The organism is Mesobacillus subterraneus, assembly GCF_003937825.1.
In the GTDB taxonomy this organism is placed as follows: domain Bacteria; phylum Bacillota; class Bacilli; order Bacillales; family Cytobacillaceae; genus Mesobacillus; species Mesobacillus subterraneus.
In genome coordinates this window covers 80,712-102,878 of the sequence record NZ_RSFW01000006.1, presented here as the reverse complement: position 1 = coordinate 102,878, position 22,167 = coordinate 80,712, and the positions used below count along the sequence as shown (strand labels likewise).

Annotated in this window: 24 protein-coding genes, 2 pseudogenes and 1 riboswitch; of the genes and pseudogenes, 23 read left to right on the top strand and 3 right to left on the bottom strand. The window is 40.5% G+C overall.

Annotated elements, in window-relative coordinates:
* Positions 1–219: 219 nt before the first annotated feature.
* The gene (locus EJA10_RS03505) at positions 220–747 is read left to right on the top strand and encodes a P-loop nucleotide/nucleoside kinase family protein (protein WP_125478616.1); all 528 of its coding nucleotides are present in this window, start codon (positions 220–222) and stop codon (positions 745–747) included.
* A gap of 262 nt (positions 748–1,009) precedes the next feature.
* Positions 1,010–1,417, top strand: coding sequence for an SMI1/KNR4 family protein (locus EJA10_RS03500; RefSeq protein ID WP_170169054.1), 408 nt, complete (start codon positions 1,010–1,012; stop codon positions 1,415–1,417).
* Between the two features lie 112 nt (positions 1,418–1,529).
* Here EJA10_RS03500 and EJA10_RS03495 read toward each other — a convergent pair whose 3' ends face one another.
* On the bottom strand, positions 1,530–2,090 hold the full coding sequence (locus tag EJA10_RS03495; RefSeq protein ID WP_125478614.1) for a CBO0543 family protein: 561 nt from the start codon (positions 2,088–2,090) through the stop codon (positions 1,530–1,532).
* A gap of 209 nt (positions 2,091–2,299) precedes the next feature.
* Between EJA10_RS03495 and EJA10_RS03490 the strand changes: the two genes are divergently transcribed.
* From EJA10_RS03490 to EJA10_RS03425, 15 genes and pseudogenes are all read left to right on the top strand, one after another.
* Positions 2,300–2,794, top strand: coding sequence for a CBO0543 family protein (locus EJA10_RS03490; RefSeq protein ID WP_125478613.1), 495 nt, complete (start codon positions 2,300–2,302; stop codon positions 2,792–2,794).
* A 715-nt stretch (positions 2,795–3,509) separates the two neighbouring features.
* Entirely contained in the window at positions 3,510–4,079 is a 570-nt protein-coding gene (locus EJA10_RS03485; RefSeq protein WP_125478612.1) for a hypothetical protein, read from the top strand.
* Between the two features lie 385 nt (positions 4,080–4,464).
* Positions 4,465–4,579, top strand: a riboswitch (TPP riboswitch).
* A 125-nt stretch (positions 4,580–4,704) separates the two neighbouring features.
* Positions 4,705–6,491, top strand: a pseudogene (gene thiC / locus EJA10_RS03480) (phosphomethylpyrimidine synthase ThiC).
* 92 nt (positions 6,492–6,583) lie between these two features.
* Positions 6,584–7,189: a thiamine phosphate synthase gene (locus tag EJA10_RS03475; protein ID WP_125478611.1), complete on the top strand. Its 606-nt coding sequence runs from the start codon at positions 6,584–6,586 to the stop codon at positions 7,187–7,189.
* A gap of 2 nt (positions 7,190–7,191) precedes the next feature.
* Positions 7,192–8,322: a glycine oxidase ThiO gene (thiO, locus tag EJA10_RS03470; RefSeq protein WP_125478610.1), complete on the top strand. Its 1,131-nt coding sequence runs from the start codon at positions 7,192–7,194 to the stop codon at positions 8,320–8,322.
* The gene (gene thiS, locus EJA10_RS03465; RefSeq protein WP_125478609.1) at positions 8,319–8,522 is read left to right on the top strand and encodes a sulfur carrier protein ThiS; all 204 of its coding nucleotides are present in this window, start codon (positions 8,319–8,321) and stop codon (positions 8,520–8,522) included. The genes thiO and thiS overlap by 4 nt, the downstream gene beginning before the upstream one ends.
* A gap of 1 nt (position 8,523) precedes the next feature.
* Complete coding sequence (locus tag EJA10_RS03460) at positions 8,524–9,291, top strand: thiazole synthase (protein WP_125478608.1); 768 nt, start codon at positions 8,524–8,526, stop codon at positions 9,289–9,291.
* Entirely contained in the window at positions 9,288–10,307 is a 1,020-nt protein-coding gene (locus tag EJA10_RS03455) for a thiazole biosynthesis adenylyltransferase ThiF (RefSeq protein WP_125478607.1), read from the top strand. Before EJA10_RS03460 ends, EJA10_RS03455 begins: the two co-directional genes overlap by 4 nt.
* 136 nt (positions 10,308–10,443) lie before the next feature.
* The gene (gene ilvA / locus EJA10_RS03450; protein ID WP_125478606.1) at positions 10,444–11,652 is read left to right on the top strand and encodes a threonine ammonia-lyase; all 1,209 of its coding nucleotides are present in this window, start codon (positions 10,444–10,446) and stop codon (positions 11,650–11,652) included.
* Between the two features lie 253 nt (positions 11,653–11,905).
* Positions 11,906–12,238, top strand: a pseudogene (locus tag EJA10_RS23645) (PadR family transcriptional regulator); the annotation flags it as partial.
* 6 nt (positions 12,239–12,244) lie between these two features.
* Entirely contained in the window at positions 12,245–12,583 is a 339-nt protein-coding gene (locus EJA10_RS23640) for a DUF1048 domain-containing protein (protein ID WP_211340529.1), read from the top strand.
* A gap of 187 nt (positions 12,584–12,770) precedes the next feature.
* Entirely contained in the window at positions 12,771–13,367 is a 597-nt protein-coding gene (locus tag EJA10_RS03440; RefSeq protein WP_125478604.1) for a class I SAM-dependent methyltransferase, read from the top strand.
* A gap of 77 nt (positions 13,368–13,444) precedes the next feature.
* A complete protein-coding gene (locus tag EJA10_RS03435; protein WP_125478603.1) occupies positions 13,445–14,539 on the top strand; it encodes an MBL fold metallo-hydrolase in 1,095 nt (364 codons plus the stop codon).
* 216 nt (positions 14,540–14,755) lie between these two features.
* The gene (locus EJA10_RS03430) at positions 14,756–15,133 is read left to right on the top strand and encodes a cupredoxin domain-containing protein (RefSeq protein ID WP_125478602.1); all 378 of its coding nucleotides are present in this window, start codon (positions 14,756–14,758) and stop codon (positions 15,131–15,133) included.
* Between the two features lie 199 nt (positions 15,134–15,332).
* Entirely contained in the window at positions 15,333–15,896 is a 564-nt protein-coding gene (locus tag EJA10_RS03425) for a hypothetical protein (RefSeq protein WP_125478601.1), read from the top strand.
* A gap of 26 nt (positions 15,897–15,922) precedes the next feature.
* On the opposite strand, the gene EJA10_RS03420 is transcribed toward EJA10_RS03425, so the two are convergent.
* On the bottom strand, positions 15,923–17,335 hold the full coding sequence (locus tag EJA10_RS03420) for a PQQ-dependent sugar dehydrogenase (protein WP_125478600.1): 1,413 nt from the start codon (positions 17,333–17,335) through the stop codon (positions 15,923–15,925).
* Between the two features lie 330 nt (positions 17,336–17,665).
* Here EJA10_RS03420 and EJA10_RS03415 point away from each other — a divergent pair, with 330 nt between their 5' ends.
* From EJA10_RS03415 to EJA10_RS03400, 4 genes are all read left to right on the top strand, one after another.
* Positions 17,666–18,100, top strand: coding sequence for a hypothetical protein (locus EJA10_RS03415; protein ID WP_125478599.1), 435 nt, complete (start codon positions 17,666–17,668; stop codon positions 18,098–18,100).
* A 53-nt stretch (positions 18,101–18,153) separates the two neighbouring features.
* Positions 18,154–18,585, top strand: coding sequence for a DUF4829 domain-containing protein (locus EJA10_RS03410; RefSeq protein WP_125478598.1), 432 nt, complete (start codon positions 18,154–18,156; stop codon positions 18,583–18,585).
* Positions 18,586–18,649: 64 nt separating this feature from the next.
* Complete coding sequence (locus EJA10_RS03405) at positions 18,650–18,865, top strand: hypothetical protein (RefSeq protein ID WP_125478597.1); 216 nt, start codon at positions 18,650–18,652, stop codon at positions 18,863–18,865.
* Between the two features lie 71 nt (positions 18,866–18,936).
* A complete protein-coding gene (locus tag EJA10_RS03400; RefSeq protein ID WP_125478596.1) occupies positions 18,937–19,386 on the top strand; it encodes a hypothetical protein in 450 nt (149 codons plus the stop codon).
* Between the two features lie 77 nt (positions 19,387–19,463).
* On the opposite strand, the gene EJA10_RS03395 is transcribed toward EJA10_RS03400, so the two are convergent.
* Positions 19,464–19,790 carry a hypothetical protein gene (locus EJA10_RS03395; RefSeq protein ID WP_125478595.1) on the bottom strand — a complete coding sequence of 109 codons (327 nt, stop codon included), beginning with the start codon at positions 19,788–19,790 and terminating at the stop codon, positions 19,464–19,466.
* A 190-nt stretch (positions 19,791–19,980) separates the two neighbouring features.
* Between EJA10_RS03395 and EJA10_RS03390 the strand changes: the two genes are divergently transcribed.
* Both EJA10_RS03390 and EJA10_RS03385 read left to right on the top strand, forming a co-directional pair.
* A complete protein-coding gene (locus EJA10_RS03390) occupies positions 19,981–20,577 on the top strand; it encodes a YdcF family protein (RefSeq protein WP_125478594.1) in 597 nt (198 codons plus the stop codon).
* A gap of 240 nt (positions 20,578–20,817) precedes the next feature.
* Positions 20,818–22,164: a 3' terminal RNA ribose 2'-O-methyltransferase Hen1 gene (locus EJA10_RS03385; protein WP_125478593.1), complete on the top strand. Its 1,347-nt coding sequence runs from the start codon at positions 20,818–20,820 to the stop codon at positions 22,162–22,164.
* The last annotated feature ends 3 nt before the right edge of the window (positions 22,165–22,167 follow it).

The following is a 22,167-nucleotide window of genomic DNA, read 5'->3' as shown; positions in this document are numbered from 1 at the left end:
AGATTAAAGGGGATAAGCCAGTTTTGGTTTGAGTGTTAAGTTTGCTGATGAAATTGATTTCTCAGAAATGGAAGCGAAAATGAATGCAGTGATGGAATATTTCCGCTTTGCAGTGAAAAATGTGGAACGATAATGAAAGCTGCGATTTCAGAGGAATTGGCATTTAAAGAAATGAAGGATATCTCTTTAGGGTGATAAGTCTTAAAACTGGGGGAGACAATGTTCGAAAAGTTTAATTTCGATTTAATTTTTCGTGAAGCAAATCGTTTCGCTCCTATAGTTGTAATGATGTGCGGTGTAGCTGGTTCTGGTAAAACCACTTTTTCGCAAGAGTTGGAAAAGGAAGGGTTTGAACGCCTATCCATTGATGAAGAAATATGGGCGACTCATGGCCGCTATGGGATTGATTTTCCTATGGATAAAATTGAGGAATACAAAATCGATGCAGAAAGAAAAGTTCAAAATAGTTTAATCAAGTTAATTGCGAGTAAGCAACACGTGGTGATTGACTTCAGTTTCTGGAGCCGTGCAACAAGAAACCAATATAAAAAAATGATTGAGGATTCAGGCGGGAAATGGATCCTGGTTTATATAAAAACGCATCCAGATGAATTGCGCGAACGACTGAAGTTACGTAATAAACGGTTAGATGCAAATGCGTTCCCTGTTACAGAAGAACTCCTAACTGCCTACCTAAAAGGTTTCGAAATACCAAATGGTGAAGGTGAAATTGTCATAGAAAATTAAGACACGGGGACGGTTCTTGTGTTTTGCTGGAACTCGTTTACTATTCTTGTAAAAACAGGAGAACCGTCCCTCTGTTTTTCCGAACGGTAAAATGGTAATTGGACGTATTGGAAAGCGTCGACCCGGGATGGTTATCCTCGATGTTTTTATTAAGCTGGGGGTAAATAAACAACAAGCAGTTATTACTTATAAATGGAACCTAATGCAATTCCTCGTAATAAGGAGTCTTCAAAACTATAATAATAGAGTCTGGAGAAAAAGAATGTTTGAAAAAAAGAATCCGATGTTCGAAAAGTTTACTTTTAATACTCCTGTATCGGAAAAAGAAATTATAGAAGTTGAAAAAGAATTAAATGTGAAATTTCCTCGGGATTATCTCGACTTTATGCAAAAAACAAACGGTGGAGAAGGTACAATTGGCGAAGTCAGTTATCTTCGAATTTGGAAGATTGAAGAATTAGCAGAAAGTAATGAAGATTATGAAGTAAGTGAGTACGCTCCTGGATTTGTAGTTATAGGATCAGATGGTGGCGGAACTGTGTATGGGTATGATTTCCGTAATGATATTCCCAAATTGGTTGAGGTCAGTTTTATTGGATTAAATATAGATACTCCAAATTACAGTACAAATAACTTCTTTGACTTTATTGACTACCTTTACAATGATTAGAGTCAGTATTCCATACTGAGCTGGTTAGTGAAAGAAGATTTGCATATAAAAATAAATAAATATGATTTTAAAGTAGTTGAAAAAGGAAGCAAAACTGCTTCCTAGTGTTAAATTAAGGTTCTATTCTCTTAAAGCTATCTAGTTTTACTACGGTATACGCGGCATAATAAAGAAAAAGAAATATACAAAAGTCATATAAGGTCGACCAACTCTTAGGGTTATAAAATTCAATTGCATTAAAGAAATTCATACCTAAAAAAGCAGCAGCCGCTGAAAAAATCACACCTTTTAAAAAGGAGTTCATATTAGGTTTGATTTGCAGGGCAAACATTATTCCTACAGGAGCTAAAGAAAAATGATAGGGCAAAAATAAAAAGGGAGCTAATGGTATAAGAACCACTGGGTAAGACCAAAGCCCTAATGATAGTGCAGCGAGGTCTATCGTAAGTGATAATACGATTGTCAATAGTCCACCTAAAAGTAAACGCCCCGTACTTTCCTTTTTTCTAAATGCAAACCACATAATCCATGGTATGACAAAGAGGGCTATGCCAAACCACCACTGCCATGTAAATAAAAAATCTTCCATCACTATTTTTGCAAATAGCGAACTGCTGTCAGTAAATTGATCATAAGCTCTCTCGGAATCAGTTAGTCCTTGCTTAAATGACATTGATTAGGCTCCTTAAAAACGTGTTAGTTATTTTAATTTTTCATTAATAAAGGAAATTTATGTATCGTTTTATTGACAGATTTGAAGATAAGCATTCATTTTGTCCAGTTAATCCTTGTATGCAATAAATAAAAGCACTAATGAATAATGTTTCCTGACTAAGGTAAATGTAAGAAGGTCAGTCAAGAACACATGAGAAGGGTGTTTTTATGGAGAAAAAACTGTTGAATTTACTTACCTCTCTATGTTTTATTACTTTGCCGTTTTTATTTAAAGGGGAGAAAATGAGAGAAAATCTGCTCATTCTTTTTTCTAAAGGGGTTCTTTCTACGCTTATTGATGCTTATGTAGTTGGAACAAAAAGAGTGGAATACCCAGTTCGTCCTTTTCCTAAAGTCTTTAAAACGAATATAATTTATGACATCTTATTTTTCCCGATTTTAAGTGTTATCTGGGTGAAAATATCGTACAATGATCATTTCGTGAAAATTTTATTGAAAAGCTTGATCTTTAGTGTGCCTATGAGTTTAGCTCAGTGGTTTATGGAAAAAAACACAAGATTGTTTAAATGGAATCAATGGTCACCTTTGCACACTTTTGTGAGTGTTAATTTCACTTTATTTACAATCAGAGGATTCGTAGGTTTTATAAAATTTTTGGATAAGATTAAAGCAAAGGGCAATGAGGGAATTGCTGACCATTAGATGGAAAATTTAAGTCCTTCCAGGTGAGGAAGACACATATAATGGAACAATTTTTATGAGCGTTGATCCTTAAAATGTGCTGTATCCTTTCAGTTAGAGTTGTCTAACAATTGAGGTGTAGTACAAGAAGGGTTAATGCTTATTTTTGTTGAATCTCATATAGGGCTTATAAGTTACATAAGAAGGGAACTGCACAATAAAAGGCTGGGAACAAGCTTTTCCCGGTCTTTAGGAAGATGATTTATTCCTTATATCAAATAAGTATATCTTTTAGTGCAATTCGGATTGTAAATAATCGACATGCACTCTTTATTTATCAAGGATTTTATGAACAACTTGAGGCTTTTTCTCATCAAGACCTATCCTGAACTAATTTTTCCGTCATTTTGATACCATCGAGATTTTCTCCTTTAAATGCATGTTTCAGGATTCTCTTTATTATGTGATTGATCAAATATTTGGCAAATGAAAAGTTCCTAATTATCCCTTGACTAGTAGCTGGCTTTCCACGAAATATTTGGATTCATTCTAAATGTAAGTCTGCGTGATGTTTTAAGTCCGTTTTTATGTACATTAGTCCTGAAGTGAGAAGAAACTAGGTTTTTAGCATAGAATGGACGTAACCAATAGGCGCATAAAAATAGTAGAAGGATAAAGATATATAGTTAAAGAAATATATACTATCGGCTTTCAGATTCTGTGGGGGTAATCAAATTTGAGGTTTTCATATGTAGATATTAAGAGTGGTAATTCAACTTGCATTTTAGAGATTAACGGACAAAAGTATGAGTTTTATCCTTCATTCCATTCAGATGCTCTTGGAGATTTCGTTTCATACCTAGCATCGATACATCCTTTATGCAAATTAAGTTGGAAAGAAGGTGCTTTTCACAAAATAAATGGAGGTATTAATTGGTGTACGGACGCTTATTTATTGCGTTGGGAATTTAAGCGTGACTTTGAAACCCTAGAAATTATAGTCACAGAAAATCAAAATCTAGACGTAGATCGAAAGAAGAATCCTAATTTACCTAGAACAGTATTAAAAACAAAATGTAACTTTAATGAATTCACTTTGTGCGTAGTAAAAGAGTTGGATCGGGTGATCAAACAAAGGGGGATATTAGGATATCGCCAGGAGTGGCAGACTCATACTTTCCCTCTCGATGGATTTTTAGCTCTAAAACATGCATGTCTTTATAATAAACCTTTTGAAATTACTAAGAAACAAAATGGTACATCACTTAAGGATGAACTTAATTTATTGTTAATTGATATGGGATGAGAGTAGTGAATTAAAAGAGAGAGGTGCATCTTGTGAGAGAGCCTGTAAAAATAATGCTATTAGGGATATCCATTATCTAGTTAGCTTTATTTATTCAAAATACTTCAAGCTGTGAATCAGGGCCTTCAAATGTTGTCCAAATTTTAATGGCAATAGGGTTCATTACTACATTAGCAGGTTTTTTTGTGAAAAATAATGGGCATTGAGCCAAAGGATTAACTTCCTTCCTGATAAATCTTCATTTTATAGTGGAAACACAGGGACGGTTCTTGTGTGTTGGTGGGATTCATTTACTTTTTTTGAAGAAACAGGAGAACCGTCCCTCTGTTTTGTAAAAAAACCTTTCTTTTTTTTCTGAATTATGTATACTATAAGGGAACTGAATAGCAATAACTAGGGGTGCCCAATGGCTTGGGCTGAGAAAGGAACGCGTTAAAGTTCCTTGACTCTTTGGACCTGATCTGGATCATACCAGCGTGGGGAAGTTAAGATGTGCAAGATTTTTTTGTGCCAAAAACATTCGCGGTTAAGCCGGTCCATCTTTATGTGGACCGGCTTTTTTACATACTATGGAACTTCCTTGGTGCCAGATCTCGTCCCACCATTAAAAAAGGGAGAGATAATCATGAAAACAGCAAATTCTTTAAATCAGGACAGCATTTCGATTATGGCAAGCTTTTCTGGAAGCAAAAAAGTCTATGTTGAGGGATCGCAGCCGGATATACGGGTTCCGATGCGGGAGATTGGATTAAGCCCGACCAGCGGTTCTTTTGGAGAGGAAATCAATGAGCCGGTTCGTGTGTATGATACGAGCGGACCTTATACTGATCCTGCTTATACAGTAAATCTTAGAAAAGGCCTTCCTGCGCTGAGAAATCGCTGGATTCAAGAGCGAGGGGATGTTGAAGAGTATGATGGACGGAAAATAAAGCCAGAGGATAATGGCTACCGAAGTGAAGATGACCCTCGTGCAAATGATAAAGTTTTTCCCGGCTTATCCCGCAAGCCTTTGAGGGCGAAAAAAGGGTTGAATGTCACCCAGCTTCACTATGCAAAAAGGGGATCATTACGCCAGAGATGGAGTTCATAGCCATTCGCGAGAATATGAATCCGGAATTTGTTCGTTCTGAAGTAGCAAGGGGCAGGGCCATCATTCCTTCTAATATCAATCACCCAGAGACTGAACCGATGATCATCGGCAGGAATTTTCATGTAAAAATCAATGCGAACATTGGGAACTCGGCTGTTTCCTCCTCGATTGAAGAAGAGGTAGAGAAAATGACCTGGGCTACCCGGTGGGGTGCAGATACAATTATGGATCTTTCTACAGGAAAAAATATTCATACAACACGCGAATGGATTATCCGTAACTCAGCTGTTCCGGTTGGTACTGTTCCGATTTACCAAGCGCTTGAAAAGGTCAATGGCATTGCCGAGGATCTTACCTGGGAAGTGTTCAGGGATACCCTTATCGAACAAGCGGAGCAAGGGGTTGACTATTTTACCATTCATGCTGGCGTCCTGTTGAGATATGTTCCGCTTACAGCCAAACGATTGACTGGAATTGTATCGCGTGGCGGCTCTATCATGGCTCAATGGTGTCTGCATCATCATAAAGAGAACTTCTTATATACACATTTTGAAGAAGTCTGCGAAATCATGAAAACCTACGATGTCGCATTCTCATTAGGAGATGGGCTGAGGCCGGGATCGATTGCGGATGCCAATGACGAGGCTCAATTTGCGGAGCTCGAAACACTTGGGGAGCTGACGAAGATTGCATGGGAACACGATGTACAGGTAATGGTTGAGGGCCCGGGACATGTTCCGATGCACTTAATCAAGGAGAACATGGATAAGCAGCTGGAAATTTGCCAGGAAGCGCCTTTTTATACACTTGGCCCGCTTACGACAGATATCGCTCCAGGATATGATCATATTACCTCTGCAATTGGTGCTGCGATGATTGGCTGGTATGGTACAGCCATGCTTTGCTACGTAACACCAAAAGAACATTTGGGGCTGCCGAACAAAGATGATGTGCGCGAGGGTGTGATCACTTATAAAATTGCCGCCCATGCCGCTGATCTGGCAAAAGGCCATCCAGGTGCCCAAAAGAGGGATAATGCCTTGTCAAAAGCACGTTTTGAATTCCGCTGGAGAGATCAATTCAATCTTTCCTTGGATCCTGAGCGCGCATTGGAGTACCATGATGAAACATTGCCTGCTGAAGGTGCTAAAACCGCTCACTTCTGTTCCATGTGCGGACCTAAATTTTGCAGCATGAGAATTTCTCACGATATCAGAAATTATGCAAAAGAGCATAAGCTCGGCACAGATGAAGCAATTGAGAGAGGGCTCGTTGAAAAAGCCGAGGAATTTAAAAAAGCCGGAGGAAGCATTTATCAATAATTAGAAGATAATCTACTTAGTTGAAAGTGAGTTTAAGAACCGCTTCTATTCAAAAGGTGGTTCTGCTTACTTTTAAAAGGAGTGTTGCCTGAATGAGGAAACAGCTGCATGTCATTTCTGATGGAAGACTTTCTCTAAGGGCTTTTGCTGGAATTGCAGGGAAAGTGGAACCCTTCGCAGACAAGTTTCACCTAAGGGAAAAACATCGGACTTCAAAAGAAATTTTTGAAGGTGTTGAACTGCTGGTGAAAAAAGGAGTCCCCCTTCATAAAATCGTGATCAATGACCGGGTGGATGTGGCATGGGCATGTAAAACAGGAGTGCAGCTTGCTTTTCACAGCCTTCCCGTCCATGTTGTCAAAAAGCATTTTCCTGACTTAACGATTGGCTGTTCCGTTCATTCTCCTGAAGATGCGCGGGCAGCGGCCAAACAGGGGGCCGACTATCTCCTGTTTGGCCATTTATTTGATACGCAAACCAAGAAGGGAATTCCGCCAAGGGGCACGGAAGCTCTTAAGACTGTAAAAAAGGGAATCGGAATCCCGGTCCTTGCGATTGGCGGTATCAAACCAGAAAATGTTCATGAGGTTATAAGTGCTGGAGCTGATGGGATTGCTGTCATGTCAGGGATTTTACAGGCAGCGGATCCTCTGGAGGCGGCAAAGATTTTTGCAGAGAAACTGAACGGGGAGGCATAGGTATGAGAAAGCATTTTGATTCCTTAATTATTGGAGGAGGAATCATCGGTAGTTCTATCGCTTTTCAGCTTGCGAAACGAGGATATAAAGTGGCGGTTTTAGAGAAAGGGAAAATAGCAGGAAAGGCCTCCGGAGCCGCTGCAGGAATTTTAGGGACGCAAACGGAGCTTACAGAGGACGGACCGCTTTTCCGGCTGGCATGCAAAAGCCGCTCGATGTACCAAACCTTGATACCAGAACTGGAAGATTTGTCGCAGTTGCATATAGGCTGCCGAAATAACGGAACGTACAAGGTGGCAGTCGATCAAGACCAGGAGAGTGAACTGAAAAGATTAATAGAAAGACAGGTGGGCTTAGGAGAACAGGCCGAGTGGCTTACGATTGAAGAGCTAATCGAACGGGAGCCCTCCGTATCAAGAGAATTGCGTGGTGCCATGTTTATCCCAAAAGATGGGCAGCTCGAGGCTAATGAATTGTCTCTTGCCTTTGCGAAAGCTTCCGTTACCCTTGGAGCTGAAGTTTTTGAGTTTACTAATGTAATAGATTTTATTTTAAAAGATGGAAAGGCTCTTGGGGTTAAAACGATAATGGGGGAAATCCTTGCTGATTCTGTGATCGTCGCTTCTGGTGCCTGGAGCAGGGAGGTTCTAGAGAGGACGGGTCTTACCCTTCCAATCATTCCGGTAAAAGGGGAGTGTTTCACGGTTATCCCTGAAAAACAGCTTATACAAGGGACAATTTTTTCACATGGATGCTATATCGTCCCGAAGCGTTCAGGAAGAGTCTTAGTTGGAGCCACCGTAAAGGCCAACTCATTCGATGAGAGAGTGACTGTTGAAGGGTTATCATCTCTGATGGAAAAGGCCCAGACCCTGCTTCCTGACATAGGAAAGGCAGAATGGGACCGTGGATGGGCAGGGGTCCGGCCGCAATCAGCTGATGGACAGCCATTTTTAGGAGAACATCCTGATTATAAGGGATTATATATTGCCACCGGTCATTTTCGTAATGGAATCCTGCTTGCCCCAGTCACAGGAGTTTTAATTGCAGATCTTTTAGAGGGAAAAACCGACCAGCCGAACCCGTTTGGGCTGGCCCGACTTCAATCTAGTGAAAAAGGGGTGCTTTTATGAAAGTAGTGATAAACGGAAATGCTATGGAGCTTCCGGACACTGTCAATCTGGTTTCCCTTCTGCTTGAGCATTTCAATTTGGAGGAGAAGGTCGTCATTATTGAGCAGAACCAGCAAATTATCGATAAAAACTTGCATGCTGAAACCATACTGTCAGATGGGGACCGGATTGAAATCGTACATTTTGTAGGAGGCGGATGAGATGTTGGAAATTGGACCTTATAAATTCAAATCACGTTTGTTGCTTGGAACAGGGAAATATCCCAGCTTTGATGTTCAAAAAGCAGCAGTAGATGCTTCTGGATCAGAAGTGCTTACCTTTGCTGTCAGGCGGATGAACATTTTTGATGCGGACCAGCCAAACTTTTTGGAGAAGTTGGATTTAGAAAAATATAAACTTTTGCCCAATACGGCAGGAGCAAAGACAGCCGAGGAAGCGGTGCGAATTGCCAGACTTTCCAAGGCTTCCGGGCTTTGCGACATGATCAAGGTGGAGGTGATTGGCTGCAGCAAAACGCTTCTACCCGATCCTGTTGAAACACTTAAAGCGGCGGAGATCCTTTTAGAAGAAGGCTTTATTGTGCTGCCGTATATTTCAGATGATGTGGTGCTTGCCAGAAAAATAGAAGAACTCGGCTGCCATGCGGTAATGCCTTGTGCTTCGCCAATTGGAACAGGACAGGGAATCATCAATCCAATGAATCTCCAATTCATTACGGAGCAGGCGAATGTACCAGTAATTGTGGATGCGGGAATAGGAAGCCCTGCTGATGCAGCACTGGCGATGGAGCTGGGCGCTGAAGGAGTTTTGTTGAATACAGCAGTTTCCGCTGCGAAAGATCCAGTTAAAATGGCCAAAGCCATGAAACTGGCAGTTGAAGCTGGCCGGTTGGGATATGAAGCAGGGAAGATGCCGCGAAGACGTTATGCATCAGCCAGCAGCCCGGAGGAAGGAATGGTTTTTAGTTGAATGAACGCTACTCCCGACAGATTTTATTTTCACCAATTGGCATTGAAGGACAGACGAAGCTCAGGGACAAACATGTCCTGATTATCGGAGCTGGCGCGTTAGGGTCTGCAAATGCCGAAACGCTCACAAGGGCTGGAGTCGGAACGATCACTATCGCGGATCGTGACTATGTCGAATGGAGCAATTTGCAGCGTCAGCAGCTTTATAGTGAAGAAGATGCAATCCGAAAAACACCAAAAGCGATTGCGGCAGCCAACCGATTGAATGCGATCAATTCAGATGTGCAGATTCACCCCGTTGTTCTCGATGTGGGCGTGCAGGAATTAGAGGAATTGGTGGAGGGCGTTGATGTAATGATTGACGCAACAGATAATTTTGATATTCGTTTTATCATTAATGATCTTGCACAAAAGCATGGAATTCCGTGGATTTATGGAGGCTGTGTTGGCAGCTATGGGGTGAGTTTTACCGTATTGCCCGGTGTGTCACCGTGCCTGAAATGCCTGATGGAAAAATTGCCTCTCGGCGGAGTCACCTGCGATACTGTTGGAGTCATCCAGCCTGCTATACAATTGGTCGCATCTAAGCAGTCCGCTGAAGCATTGAAGATTTTGGTCGAAGACTTTGAATCTCTACGCAGAGCACTGGTATCATTTGATCTTTGGAAAAATCAGTTTAGTTCTATTGAAGTGTCGTCCTTAAAAAATCAGGAGTGCAAATCATGCGGTGTGGCTCCAGCTTATCCCTTTCTCGACTATAAAAATCAAACCAAAACCGTTCTGCTATGCGGAAGGGAAACGGTTCAAATCAGGCCATCAGCATTGCAGAACCTGGACCTTTCAAAGCTGGAAACATCACTGCAATCCCAAGGCATCCAGGTCGAACGGAACCCATATTTGCTCACCTTCACAATCGACCAAACCCGATTAGTCATCTTCAAAGACGGAAGAGTCCTCGTACACGGAGTCACTGACACACTTCAGGCCAAAAACCTATATTATCGCTATCTGGGGTGAAACACAGGGACGGTTCTTGTGTTTTTTGTGGGATTCATTTACTTTTTTTGAAAAAACAGGAGAACCGTCCCTCTGTTTTTTTTTCGCCTTCACTGTACAACCTAATGGAAAATGGGTTTGGATTGGGGGTACGTAGATGAATCTTGATGATGTGGTGATTGCGAGGGAGAGGATGAAGGGGATTGTCCATATGACGCCGCTGGATTTTTCTCAAACGTTTAGTTCGCTTTCGGGTAATGAGGTTTATTTGAAGCTTGAAAATCTGCAAAAGACGGGTTCTTTTAAGGTTCGAGGGTCGTATAATAAGCTCAATTCATTATCAGAAGATGAATTGAAAAAAGGGGTGGTGGCAGCTTCTGCCGGAAATCATGCCCAGGGGGTGGCCTATTCGAGCAAAATGCTTGGGATTCCGTGCACGATTGTTATGCCGAAGGGAGCACCGCTGAGCAAGGTACTTGCGACAAGGAGGTATGGAGCTGAAGTCATCCTCGAAGGAGCCGTTTTTGATGAGGCCTTGTCCCATGCTCAGCAGCTGAAAGATCAAATGGGAGCAACTTTCATTCATGCCTTTGATGACCATGCAGTCATTGCGGGGCAGGGAACAGTCGGGCTTGAGATTCTCGAGCAGCTGCCGGACGTTGACGCAATCATATGCCCTGTCGGTGGGGGAGGACTGATTGCAGGAGTTGCACTGGCCGTAAAAAAGAAAAAGCCTGATATTAAGGTTTATGGTGTTCAAACACTTGCTTGCCCAAGCATGAAGCACTCGCTGGAACAAAATCAGCCAGTGGCGGTTCAAGCAGCTCCGACTATGGCAGACGGAATTGCCGTTCAGAAACCTGGCCAGGAGACTTTTAAAATCATCAGGGATTATGTGGACGATCTCTTTTGTGTAGATGAAATGGAGATTGCCCGGACAATGCTGATGCTTCTGGAAAGGAATAAGCTTCTAGTCGAGGGTTCAGGCGCAAGTCCTCTGGCAGCACTGTTAAATAATGAAAAAACAAACCTTAAAAACAAGAAGATAGCTGTTGTGTTAAGTGGCGGCAACGTCGATGTAAATTTCATTTCGCGGATTATTGAGCGTGGATTAGTAGAGTCTGGAAGGTACGCACAGTTTACACTTACCTTAAAAGATAAATCAGGTGAGCTGCAAAAGGTGCTGAGTTACATTACGGAACTAGAAGCGAATATCCAAACGGTTAACCTTCACCGTATGGGCAAGCATATCTATCCCGGCTATGTTCAGCTTGAACTTTCCGTGGAAACGAAGAACCAAGAACATATTGAGCAGTTATATAATTTGCTGCAAATCAAAGGTTTTCACATAAAATTGGAGGAATGAAATATCCTCCTGATTAAGTTAAGGAGGACTTTGCTGTTCTCCTGTTTTTATTTTTTCATCATGGTCGGCTAAAAATACTGTGGTAAAGGGATCGATTTTTTGAAAAGAGCTTTTTTACCTAAATTGTTTGCCTTGACGAAAGATGCTATTCGGTGTTACTATATACCAGTACTAAGTAATACAGAATATCGGTTATACAAAATACTTGTGAAAAAAATACGGAGATAATATAGGGGCAAATGGAGGTGGGAATTTGGAGAATATCACGGAAATGCTAAAAGGGGTGCTCCAGGGCTGCGTGCTTGAGATTATCAGCCGTGGCGAAACCTACGGCTATGAAATTACGCAGCAACTGCGAGAACTTGGCTTCACTGATGTGGTGGAAGGCACAGTTTATACGATTACAATAAGGCTTGAGAAAAACAAGCTGGTTGATATAGAGAAAAAGCCATCCACTATGGGACCGCCCAGAAAATTTTACACACTCAACGCACAAGGTCAGGAGCAGCTCATAAACTTTTGGGCAAGATGGGAATTTGTCTCTAGTAGAATGAACGAACTAAAAACAAAAAAAATTAAAAGGAGAAATCACATGAATATATTTGAAAAAATAATCGGAAGTCTTGATGACAAGCGGGAATGGAGAGCGATGGAGGCGCGTGCGAAGACACTTCCAAGTGAATACCGCAACGCCTACAACGCCATCCAAAAATATATGTGGACGACTGGTGGTCCCACTGATTGGAAGGATGTCAGCCGTATCTTTAATGGCCTTATCGACCTGTTCGAGGAAGGTGCAGCGGACGGGAAAAAGGTCACTGAACTCACCGGTGAGGACGTGGCTGCTTTCTGTGACGAATTAGTGAAGGACTCGGAAACCTGGAAGGATAAATATCGCGCGAAGTTGAACGATACGATTGGTCGTGGATAATTGTGAAGCTTTAGTCGATGCGCCAGCTCCGACAAATAAACAGGGGACAATTAGGGGGTCTGATTCTTATCGAATTAGACCTTTATTTAATTGCTGGAGGTTTCAGCTAAGAAAGGTGCCTTAGGTTTTGCATTTTGCTATAATGACGACTACGAAGTCTTAATTTTTTTAATAGGGGATTTGGAATATGGACATTAACGTTTTTGAACAGATGGCAAACCGATACGATACTGAAGAGAGAATGGAATTGGCTAAAGTGATTGTGAAGGAAGTAAGGCAAGAATTACGAGCCAGTAAGACGAAATCATTAATAGATTATGGAAGTGGAACAGGTCTAGTTAGTTTAGAGTTAGCCGATTTGGTTGATACCATTTTGCTGGTGGATTCGTCAAAACAAATGCTGGAGGTTGCGAAGGCAAAAATTTCTCATAAAGGAATCACAAACGCAAAAGTACTTTATTCTGATTTCACTCAAGAAACCCCTGAACTCAAGTCAGACGTCGTTTTACTGTCATTGGTTCTTCTTCATATTCCGGATACTAAAAAAATCCTTGAAGAATTGTTCAATATTTTAAATGATGACGGAAAGCTCATTATTATAGACTTTGACAAAAACGATAAAATAAGTCACCCAAAAGTACATAACGGTTTTTCACATGAAGAACTCACGAAAATATTATCTGAAGTTGGGTTCAAGTCCATTGAAATGAAGACGTTTTATCATGGAAAACGGATCTTCATGAATCAGGATGCAGCCATGTTTAGATTAAGCTGTACAAAATGATGTAACGTTCAATAATACGGCTGAACGGAAAATCATCAAAAATTCCGCACAGAAGGCTAAGAAAGGAATCATAATAAATGATTTATTTATTGGTTTTTTTAATAGTAGTAAGTGTTGCTGTAACATTGTTTTTGAATCTGCATCCAGTATTCGGCGGAAACCCAAGCGAAAAACATGAGGTTGAATATAAGAATCTTGATCATTATGTTAACGGCAGGTTTGTCAATCAAGTTCCAACAAGTATGAATATGAGTTTTACCGACAGTTTCTCCATGATGAAGGACTTTTTTTCAGGTGATAAAGAGCGGTCTCCTGTGGGTCAAATTCCTATTTCTGAGATTAATTGGGACAAAATTAATAGTGATAAAGATAGTTTGACCTGGTTTGGGCATTCTGCTTTTTTGCTGAGCATCGATCATAATAAGATTCTTGTAGACCCAATGCTGGGTCCAGTTGCTTCACCTGTTTCATTTGCCGGAAGCAAACGATACACTGGAGGTCTTTTGCATATCATTAATGAAATGCCGCCTATTGACGCGGTCTTTATTACCCATGATCATTATGATCATTTAGATTATCCATCCATACGAAAGCTGAAAGATAAGGTCGGTCACTTTTTCGTTCCTTACGGAGTGAGTACGCACTTAATTCGATGGGGCGTTGCAGAAGATAAAATCACAGACCTGAATTGGTGGGAGGAAACGGAGTTCAAGGGTCTGACTATTGCACTGACTCCATCCAAACATTTCTCTGGAAGAGGTCCTTTTAATCGAAATAGTACTCTTTGGGGCGGATGGGTCATTCTTGGAAAACAAACACGTTTCTATACCAGTGGAGATGGTGGCTACGATCAACATTTCAAGGAAATTGGGGAAAAATATGGACCCTTTGATATCACTTTAATAGAAGGCGGTCAATATGACCGGCGATGGTCATGGGTTCATATGACACCCGAAGAAGCTGTGAAGGCCCATTTGGATGTGAATGGAAAGATTATGATGTTAATACATTGGGGATCTTTTACCCTTGCTTACCATGGATGGACAGAACCAATAGAACGTGCCGTGGTTGAGGCCGAAAAAGAAAAAGTTAACCTCATCGGTCCTGAAATTGGCGAAACAGTACTTTTAACCAGAGAGATTTCTGTCCCCGTTTCATCATGGGTGGAATGAGGAAGAGACAAGCAGACAAAGATTTAGACTTAGAGGCAGATATATAGCAGGTGCAGAGCAAATGCAATTGGTCTCCATGATCAGTTGCTGATCGAGATATTGTAAGAAAGAAGATCTTCCTAAGAGGTGATCTTCTTCTTTTTTTGGTTACCAAATTTATAGTGATAATATTTTAGGAATCTGAAAAAAATAGTATTAGGAAAGGAGGGAGTACGAATGTCTGTGAAAAAGTGGGTAAAAGGATTAGCCGTTGTATTAACAATGGTTATGGTTGTTGCAGCTCAAGGTTCACTCGGCGTTATAGCAAAATCCGGTGAGTTAACAACGGTGAAATCGATTGAGGTCGAGTTGAACGATGATTACTTTAACCCGAAAGTCATCACTATTCCAAATGGAACAACCACAACTCTGATATTGAAAAATAAAGGTACAAAGGAGCACACCTTCACAGTGGAAAAGCTCGGAATAGACGCCGAGGTCCAGCCAGGAAAAGAAAAAACCATTACAGTGAAACCGGAACAGGCCGGTACATATGAACTGATATGCCGGTACCATGTCCAGCAAGGAATGACTGGTAAAGTAATAGTCCAATAAAGAGCGGGCCAATAGGGCCTTGCTTTTTTTATAGGCAAAAATAACCCAGACTTCAGCATGACAGCTAACTTTCCTCCACACACTGTTATTCTTCATTACACAGGATCTTTGATTTGGATTATTAATAGTAGTTCCACCTCTAATAACTGGAAAATATAATGTATTGTATTGTATAAACCATTTAGAATGAGGTGGAAAGGTGTATTTTTTGAAACCTATTTCGGAAGAGGTTCGTTTATCTCAATTAATATTCAAGAAATATAAAAGAACGCTGAAGCTCATGTTAGTGTCTTTTTTTGCCTGTATAGCTGCTATCCTACAGGCAGCTGCCGGCTTTTTTCCAGGTGTCGGATATTTAGTAAGTCCGCTTACCACAGCACCTATTCTGTTATGTTCCATGTTATCGATCCCATTCGGAGTAATGACCTACGTTCTGACGATAATGTTATTATTCATCCTGCAGCCAAGTGAACTAATTGTATTTCCTTTTACAACAGGATTGTTAGGGCTTGGCATCGGAGCAGCTTTTTACTTTTTTAGGAAGAGATTAAGTATTATTGCTTCGGGTGCAATTCTTTTAATGTTAGGGATTATGAGTCTAATAGTAATTTTTAACTTTCCGGTTTTAGGTCCAGCCGTCTCTGGTTCTTTTTCATTTTTTTCAGCGGGAGGTATCTTTTTATTTACATTCCTTTACAGCTGGTTATGGGTTGAAATTGCTTTAATTATTTATAAAAGGTTAAAAGTGATAATAATATTGTGATTCCCCTTATCAACAGTGGAAATGATTCATGGAACGATCTCAAAAATAGTGCCTTGGTTAAGATCAGTCACTTTCATAGAGGCATAAACCCCTAAATATAATCTGGTTTGATTTAGATTCGTTCCCAAATTGACATAATAGGCTGATTGAGAGCCAAAATCATAATCGGTTTGGATCACACTAAAATCATTTTGCTTACCATCTGGTCTTACGAAGGTGTAAGCTAAAACCCCTCTAACCTCAGGTTGAGATTCTTTCCGGGCAAGATCGGTAAACACAACACTTCCTGTCAAACCAGGAATTTGGTTCCCCATATATGGCTGAACTCCTGTTAGAGCAGTTCCTCCAAATTTATCGGGTCTGGGATCTTTATGGAAATAACTAGTTAATGGCTGGAGACGACTTCCTGAAAGTGTTACTGCTTCATTGTAAAAAGCAAATAGTTTTTCATCCAAAGTCGGAGTTGAATTGCAGCCTCTTATTATTGAAGCAGGAAAAGCACCTTCCCAACCTCGCCAGCCAAAGTTTATAAATCCATCTTTGCCAGGTAGAGAATTCATGAGAGAAGCTTGAGTAAGCTGAGTAACCGGGATTGGTTGATAATGGACAAATGAAAAAATCGACTCGACCAAATCCTGGCCGACATTTCCGGCATATTTAATATATTGATTATAAAACCTCTGAAAAGAAATGCCTGGTATATTGCGAACCCCTTTGGCCATTACCGTGAGTGTTTCCTGAATAGATGCGGGAAGTTCATTAAAACGCGTGACAGTGGGTGGGTTATTGATGTATGTATTCTTGGCTACATCAATTTCAATTATTTTACCTGCGATTTCCAAATCGTCCTGGCTTAAGTTAAATGGATCATTGGCTGATCCGCCATCTCCTGTTGTTAAAACAAGTTTTCCTGTTTCAGGTGAGAAGTTTAAACTATTGAAGCCATTATGATTGGAAAAGGGTCTTCTTAAGTTAAGTAATGTCCGACGCTTTTGCGGTTGACCATTCGATTGCAAAACCCATTCTTCAACTGTATCAATATGGTCATATTGATTTTCTCTATTTAACCATTTTAAGTTTAAAGTTTGAGGATCACACGGGTCAGGCTGAAAAGATTCAGGAAGAGCACCTGGTCCTTGTGTGCCAGCTGCTGAATAATGAAGATAGAAAAGACCGTTCTTATAAAATTCAGGATGGAATGCAAGCCCCAGCAATCCCCGCTCATCATATCCGCCACTAGAAGCCCCCAGTTTGATAATATTTTGGCGAATATCTAAAAAAGTCCTAATATCTCCGTTTCCTACATAAAAGATTTCTCCTACCTGGGTGGCAATAAATAATCTTTCAATCGAGTCACCTGGAAGTAAAGCTGTTTTTAGAACAGTGGGCAAATTGATGTTGCTTACAATGGGCCGTAAACCAACCTTGACTTTTCTCAACTGACTTTGCACTCCTTCTAATCGTGTTCTTAATTAAAAATATGATTAGAACAGCCTAATAGTACAAAATTAGGCTGGCAAATTTGATAAGCCATTGGACCAGTTTCCGGACCTTAATTAAACTAAACAAAGAATGGCACTCTTGATGAGCTAAGGATGAATTGATGTTCTCCTGTTTCAATTTGCTCCCTGCCTGGGCGGCATTTTCTATCTTTGTAAATAAATTCAGCCTAATTAATTGGAAAATTAGAGGGATAATTGACCAATTTATAGAAATTAGAATTACATGAAACATCTAATTTTAATTAAATTGTACTAAAGGAGAACTCTGTGATTTCTTTTAAAAGAAAGTTAAGACTAAGAGATTTAGAAATTTTTCTGCTTTATAGGAACAACATTTCGTTAGGGTACTTGATCATTGAAGATTTAAGAAGACCATTGAATCGTGATGATCTCAACACATTCATCTATATGACAGAAGAAGACATCGGAGTCTACCAGAATATTATAAAAGTAGATTTTCTTACGGATGAGGAATTGAACAAGGAAGATGCAGTTGTATTTGAGGAATTCGCTAATGATTTGGTAGATACGAAAGATTTTTGTGCCACGATTTTTAACTACAAAGTAGATAAAGGTATTTTTCTGGAAATGCCCACAGAGGAGGACATCGGATTTTATCAAAAGATGCTTATATTAGTGAACTCACAATACGAACTATCATCTGTGAATTTAAAGGATTTGGTGTTTCTCTCGCAAGATTGAACAGAATGAAATAATTTGCAGGGAAAGAAGAGATTATTTAAGAGGGGTATTATATGAAAAAAAGAATCTTGTATATTGGATTAGTGGTTGTGATCTTCGCGGGCCTGATATATACACAGCTAGGTAAAGCGCATGGTGCTGAGGTGAGTATTGGGAAATCGACCAAGTTTTCCGAAGAGGAAATAAACGATGCCGTAAGTCGTGTTAAACTGAAATTTTTAGAGTTTAATGGATGTAATCTCACGAAAATCTGGTATTCAGAAGATAAATCAAATGAACTGGCTGAAGATTATATAAAGTATGGACGTGGCTCCGAAACTGGTGTAAAAGCAGAAAATGTCATGGTGCTTTTATCTAATTTTGATGTCGATTCGTCCGGTGGGGATGGAAGCTTTGAGCCAAATTCAACTCAGACAGATTGGAAATGGATATTGGTTAGGGATCATAAATTGGATCGCTGGAAGCTTGATGGATGGGGGTATTGATAGAAGAGTAAGATTTTCCCTGAATAGCAAGAACATAAAATCATCGTGTTAAGGGGTAAACAAAGTGGACAGACAGAGAATTTTATTTTATGGCTTTATCATAGGAGCAACATTAATGGTATTACCTATACCAATGTTTTTTTTCTGGAGAGACGTTTCAGACGTAGTTGATGCTGCATTCGATTATTTAGGTTTCATTTTATTTGTAGTTTGTGGTGTCCCTTTGATAAAAGATATTTTAAAAACTGTGCTTGGAATTGATAAAAACATAATGAAATGATTTAGCTTAAGTGTTGCAGCTCATAAATGAATGATAGGTGAGGGATTTTTATCAAACACACCATGTTTCTTATGCTATTCTTGTTGCTTGTTGGCTGCGGACCAAAATTAGAGCCGGATTCTACTGGTGAGTTGGCACGGCAGTATCTTGTGGACCAAGGTTATTCATTAAAATCTTATGAAGGAAGTCAGGTTTATTCATTTGAAAAGCATGAACTTGTTGATATGCCGCATAAATCGATCTGGGCCAGGCAAACCGTTCAGCCAGATCCGTACATAGGAAAAGAAATCATTCAGGAAATTTTTATTGTGAAGAATCATCCAGTAAGCAAAATTTATGGCAAAAAGGTCGAGGTAAGAGTATTCATTGTTGATGGGAAAATAATTGGCGGTACTTCCTATCCAGATGATGATACCATGGGCGGCTGGGGTTATTCACTTGAGGGTAAAACAGCTGAAGAAGTGCAGGGGGATAAGTTGGAAGAATGGAGTGAGGAATGGAATAAGAAGTATGGGCAGTGAAAAGAAATGCCTGAAAGAACAAAAGAGGGAAGTCGAATTCAGAAATACATCTGAAAGTTCGAATTCCCATTGTCATATTAGTATTTTTTATAACGAATATAATCAAAGTTCGAGGTAGGCACCTGTTTGATGATTTTTCCGTTTTGATCCCTGTAAACTTCATATTCCTGGTGAGTTTCGACGATATAACCGTCGACTTCCTCGTCTAGGTCTTCGTCATGAACGTATTCCAACTCAGGGACGATGAGCTCCAAAACGTCTTCCGCACTTTCGGATTCCGTTTGTACACCAGCATCTGTTTCAATATAATCCATTTTAGAGTTAGTCTGAGAAATGGCAGCATTGTTATATACCAAATACACACACAATAACATCAAGATGACAAAACCAATTATTCGCTTCAAAATGATTTACCCCTTTAATTGTAGTCACACTTAAACCATATGCCTGTCCATTGAGGAATATAACCAAAACACGGGGACGGTTCTTGTGTTTTGCGAATCAGAGGGACGGTTCTCGTGTTTAATTCATTCGGGATCAATTAGATTGTGAAAACAGTAGAACCGTCCCTCTGTTTTAAAAGGGTGATAGGAAATGAACAAAAAGATTGGGTTTAGGTTGATTACTTCTATAATGGTTGTTTTCTTGATTTTCATTATTTATTCGGCTTTTGATATTTGGACTTTTGGTGATGAGGTTCAATTGGTTAAAACGGATGTAGCAGTGGTGCTTGGTGCTGCTGCCTGGGGTGATGAGCCATCTCCTGTTTTACGGGAGAGGATTAATCATGCAATTTGGCTATATGAGAATGGTTATGTAGACAAAATTATTTTTACAGGCGGGAAGGGCAAAGGGGGTCAGTGGGCAGAATCTGAGGTTGCAAGAGAGTATGCTATTAAAAACAATGTTCATTCTGAAAATATCCTGATGGAAACGAAATCTAGAATTACAGAAGAAAACCTAAAGTATGCTTATGAGTTGGCCGCCAATAATCATTTCAGGACATTCACAATCGTAAGCGATCCGTTGCATATGAAAAGAGCCATTGTTATGGCGAAAGACACTGGCATGAAAGCTTACGCATCACCAACACAAACATCCGTTTATAAAACATGGAAGAGCAAAATACCCTTCTTTCTAAGAGAGGTGTTTTTCTATGTCGGATATATTTTGAGTCTTCCTTTTAGGTAGTGACCAAAACACGGGGACGGTTCTTGTGTTTTAATCATTCGGTGTCAAAGGATGTAAAACATAAGAACCGTCCCTCTGTTTTCAGTCTGCCTGTGAAAATGGTATAGTATGTTCAGGAATTGGGCTTTACAATATAAAGAATTAGAGTTTAGTGAAAACAGTAGAACCGTCCCTCTGTTTTATAGGGGAATTGGTAAAAACAGGAGAACCGTCCCTCTGTTTTCGGAAATGGGGTGCAGGATGCAGTTAACGATTCGGGCTGTGGGTGAGGGTGTTGGGGTGGTTTCGCATTTGTTGGCGAAGAATCCGCATAATGTTTATGAGAGGTCGCTGAAGGGGCATTTGGTGCGGTTGTTTTTTAGCCGGTTTGCTGAGTCTGAGGTTGAGGCGACGGTGTTTGTTGCGCCTGATTCTTTGGAACTGGTTAAGAATCAGGGGAATCAATATGATATTACTCATTATATAAATGACCGTGAGTTTGCGGTGAGCAGTATTTTTTTGTCTTTGATCAGGAATGCGCTTGGCACAGCTCTGAACGGGCAGCCAAAGGAAGAGTACATGGATTGGGTAGGGCACCGGTTTGACTTGGAGTTTTTTTTGGGACCGGTGGCTTCTGGTCTTTCGGATCAGCAAATACAGGATTTGTTCGAGCCGCTTGGATTTGAGGTGGGGATCGTCACCCCGGAGATTCAATATACTTTTGCCCTCAAATCAAAAAGCACAGCCAGGTTCATCACGCTAAAAGGAAACACGACACTGCAAAAAGCGTTAAGACAGATTTTTGTTCTGATCCCTGTAATGGACAACTATAAGCATTATTATGTCGATGAAAAGGAAATTGAAAAACTGGAGCGCTATGGAGAAGGCTGGCTGGATGAACACCCTCAAAAGAGTTTTATCCTGAAACAGGCCCTTCGTTTTAAAAATGTTTATGAACTGGTGGAAAAGCCTGAAAAAGAAACCCGTGAGAAGGATGAGAAAAAGGTTCGTCTGAATGATCTTCGCTATGAAAAAATTGTGGATACAGTCAGAGCGATGGATCACAAGGAAAGTGTGGTCGATCTCGGTTCAGGTGAGGGAAAGCTTAGTGTCAGGCTCGGTTTTGTCAGCGGTGTGAAAGAGATACTCGCTGTTGAACCTTCCGAAGAGGCCACATTAAGAGCGCTGGAACGCTTCAATCAAGCCGAAGGAAAGGTCGGTTTTATGAAGCCAACCCAGCTATGGGGCTCCCTTTTCTATTATGATGAGCGGTTGAAGGGCAAGGACATCATTATTTTATGTGAAGTCATTGAACATATCGATGAAGAGCGGCTGCCTAAGGCTATTGAAACGATCCTGAATGAATATCGTCCGAAAAATCTATTAGTCACTACTCCAAACAAAGAGTACAATGCAATCTATGAGATGGACACTGAATTCCGCCATGGGGATCATCGATTCGAATGGACAAGAGCAGAGTTTGAGAGCTGGTGCAGGGACAGGAATAACAGTGAAGACTACGAACTGCTTTTTGACGGGATTGGCGAGGAGCATGAACAGCTGGGCTTCCCGACACAGATGTGTATTTTTAAAAGGAAGGAGGTTTAACTC

Excerpts from the sequence above, each read along its gene's own strand:
- EJA10_RS03505 (WP_125478616.1), top strand. The coding sequence starts at position 220 with ATGTTCGAAAAGTTTAATTTCGATTTAATTTTTCGTGAAGCAAATCGT.
- EJA10_RS03500 (WP_170169054.1), top strand. The coding sequence starts at position 1,010 with ATGTTTGAAAAAAAGAATCCGATGTTCGAAAAGTTTACTTTTAATACT.
- EJA10_RS03495 (WP_125478614.1), bottom strand. The coding sequence starts at position 2,090 with ATGTCATTTAAGCAAGGACTAACTGATTCCGAGAGAGCTTATGATCAA.
- EJA10_RS03490 (WP_125478613.1), top strand. The coding sequence starts at position 2,300 with ATGGAGAAAAAACTGTTGAATTTACTTACCTCTCTATGTTTTATTACT.
- EJA10_RS03475 (WP_125478611.1), top strand. The coding sequence starts at position 6,584 with ATGAGGAAACAGCTGCATGTCATTTCTGATGGAAGACTTTCTCTAAGG.
- thiO (WP_125478610.1), top strand. The coding sequence starts at position 7,192 with ATGAGAAAGCATTTTGATTCCTTAATTATTGGAGGAGGAATCATCGGT.
- thiS (WP_125478609.1), top strand. The coding sequence starts at position 8,319 with ATGAAAGTAGTGATAAACGGAAATGCTATGGAGCTTCCGGACACTGTC.
- EJA10_RS03460 (WP_125478608.1), top strand. The coding sequence starts at position 8,524 with ATGTTGGAAATTGGACCTTATAAATTCAAATCACGTTTGTTGCTTGGA.
- ilvA (WP_125478606.1), top strand. The coding sequence starts at position 10,444 with ATGAATCTTGATGATGTGGTGATTGCGAGGGAGAGGATGAAGGGGATT.
- EJA10_RS23640 (WP_211340529.1), top strand. The coding sequence starts at position 12,245 with ATGAATATATTTGAAAAAATAATCGGAAGTCTTGATGACAAGCGGGAA.
- EJA10_RS03440 (WP_125478604.1), top strand. The coding sequence starts at position 12,771 with ATGGACATTAACGTTTTTGAACAGATGGCAAACCGATACGATACTGAA.
- EJA10_RS03435 (WP_125478603.1), top strand. The coding sequence starts at position 13,445 with ATGATTTATTTATTGGTTTTTTTAATAGTAGTAAGTGTTGCTGTAACA.
- EJA10_RS03430 (WP_125478602.1), top strand. The coding sequence starts at position 14,756 with ATGTCTGTGAAAAAGTGGGTAAAAGGATTAGCCGTTGTATTAACAATG.
- EJA10_RS03410 (WP_125478598.1), top strand. The coding sequence starts at position 18,154 with ATGAAAAAAAGAATCTTGTATATTGGATTAGTGGTTGTGATCTTCGCG.
- EJA10_RS03400 (WP_125478596.1), top strand. The coding sequence starts at position 18,937 with ATGCTATTCTTGTTGCTTGTTGGCTGCGGACCAAAATTAGAGCCGGAT.
- EJA10_RS03390 (WP_125478594.1), top strand. The coding sequence starts at position 19,981 with ATGAACAAAAAGATTGGGTTTAGGTTGATTACTTCTATAATGGTTGTT.
- EJA10_RS03385 (WP_125478593.1), top strand. The coding sequence starts at position 20,818 with ATGCAGTTAACGATTCGGGCTGTGGGTGAGGGTGTTGGGGTGGTTTCG.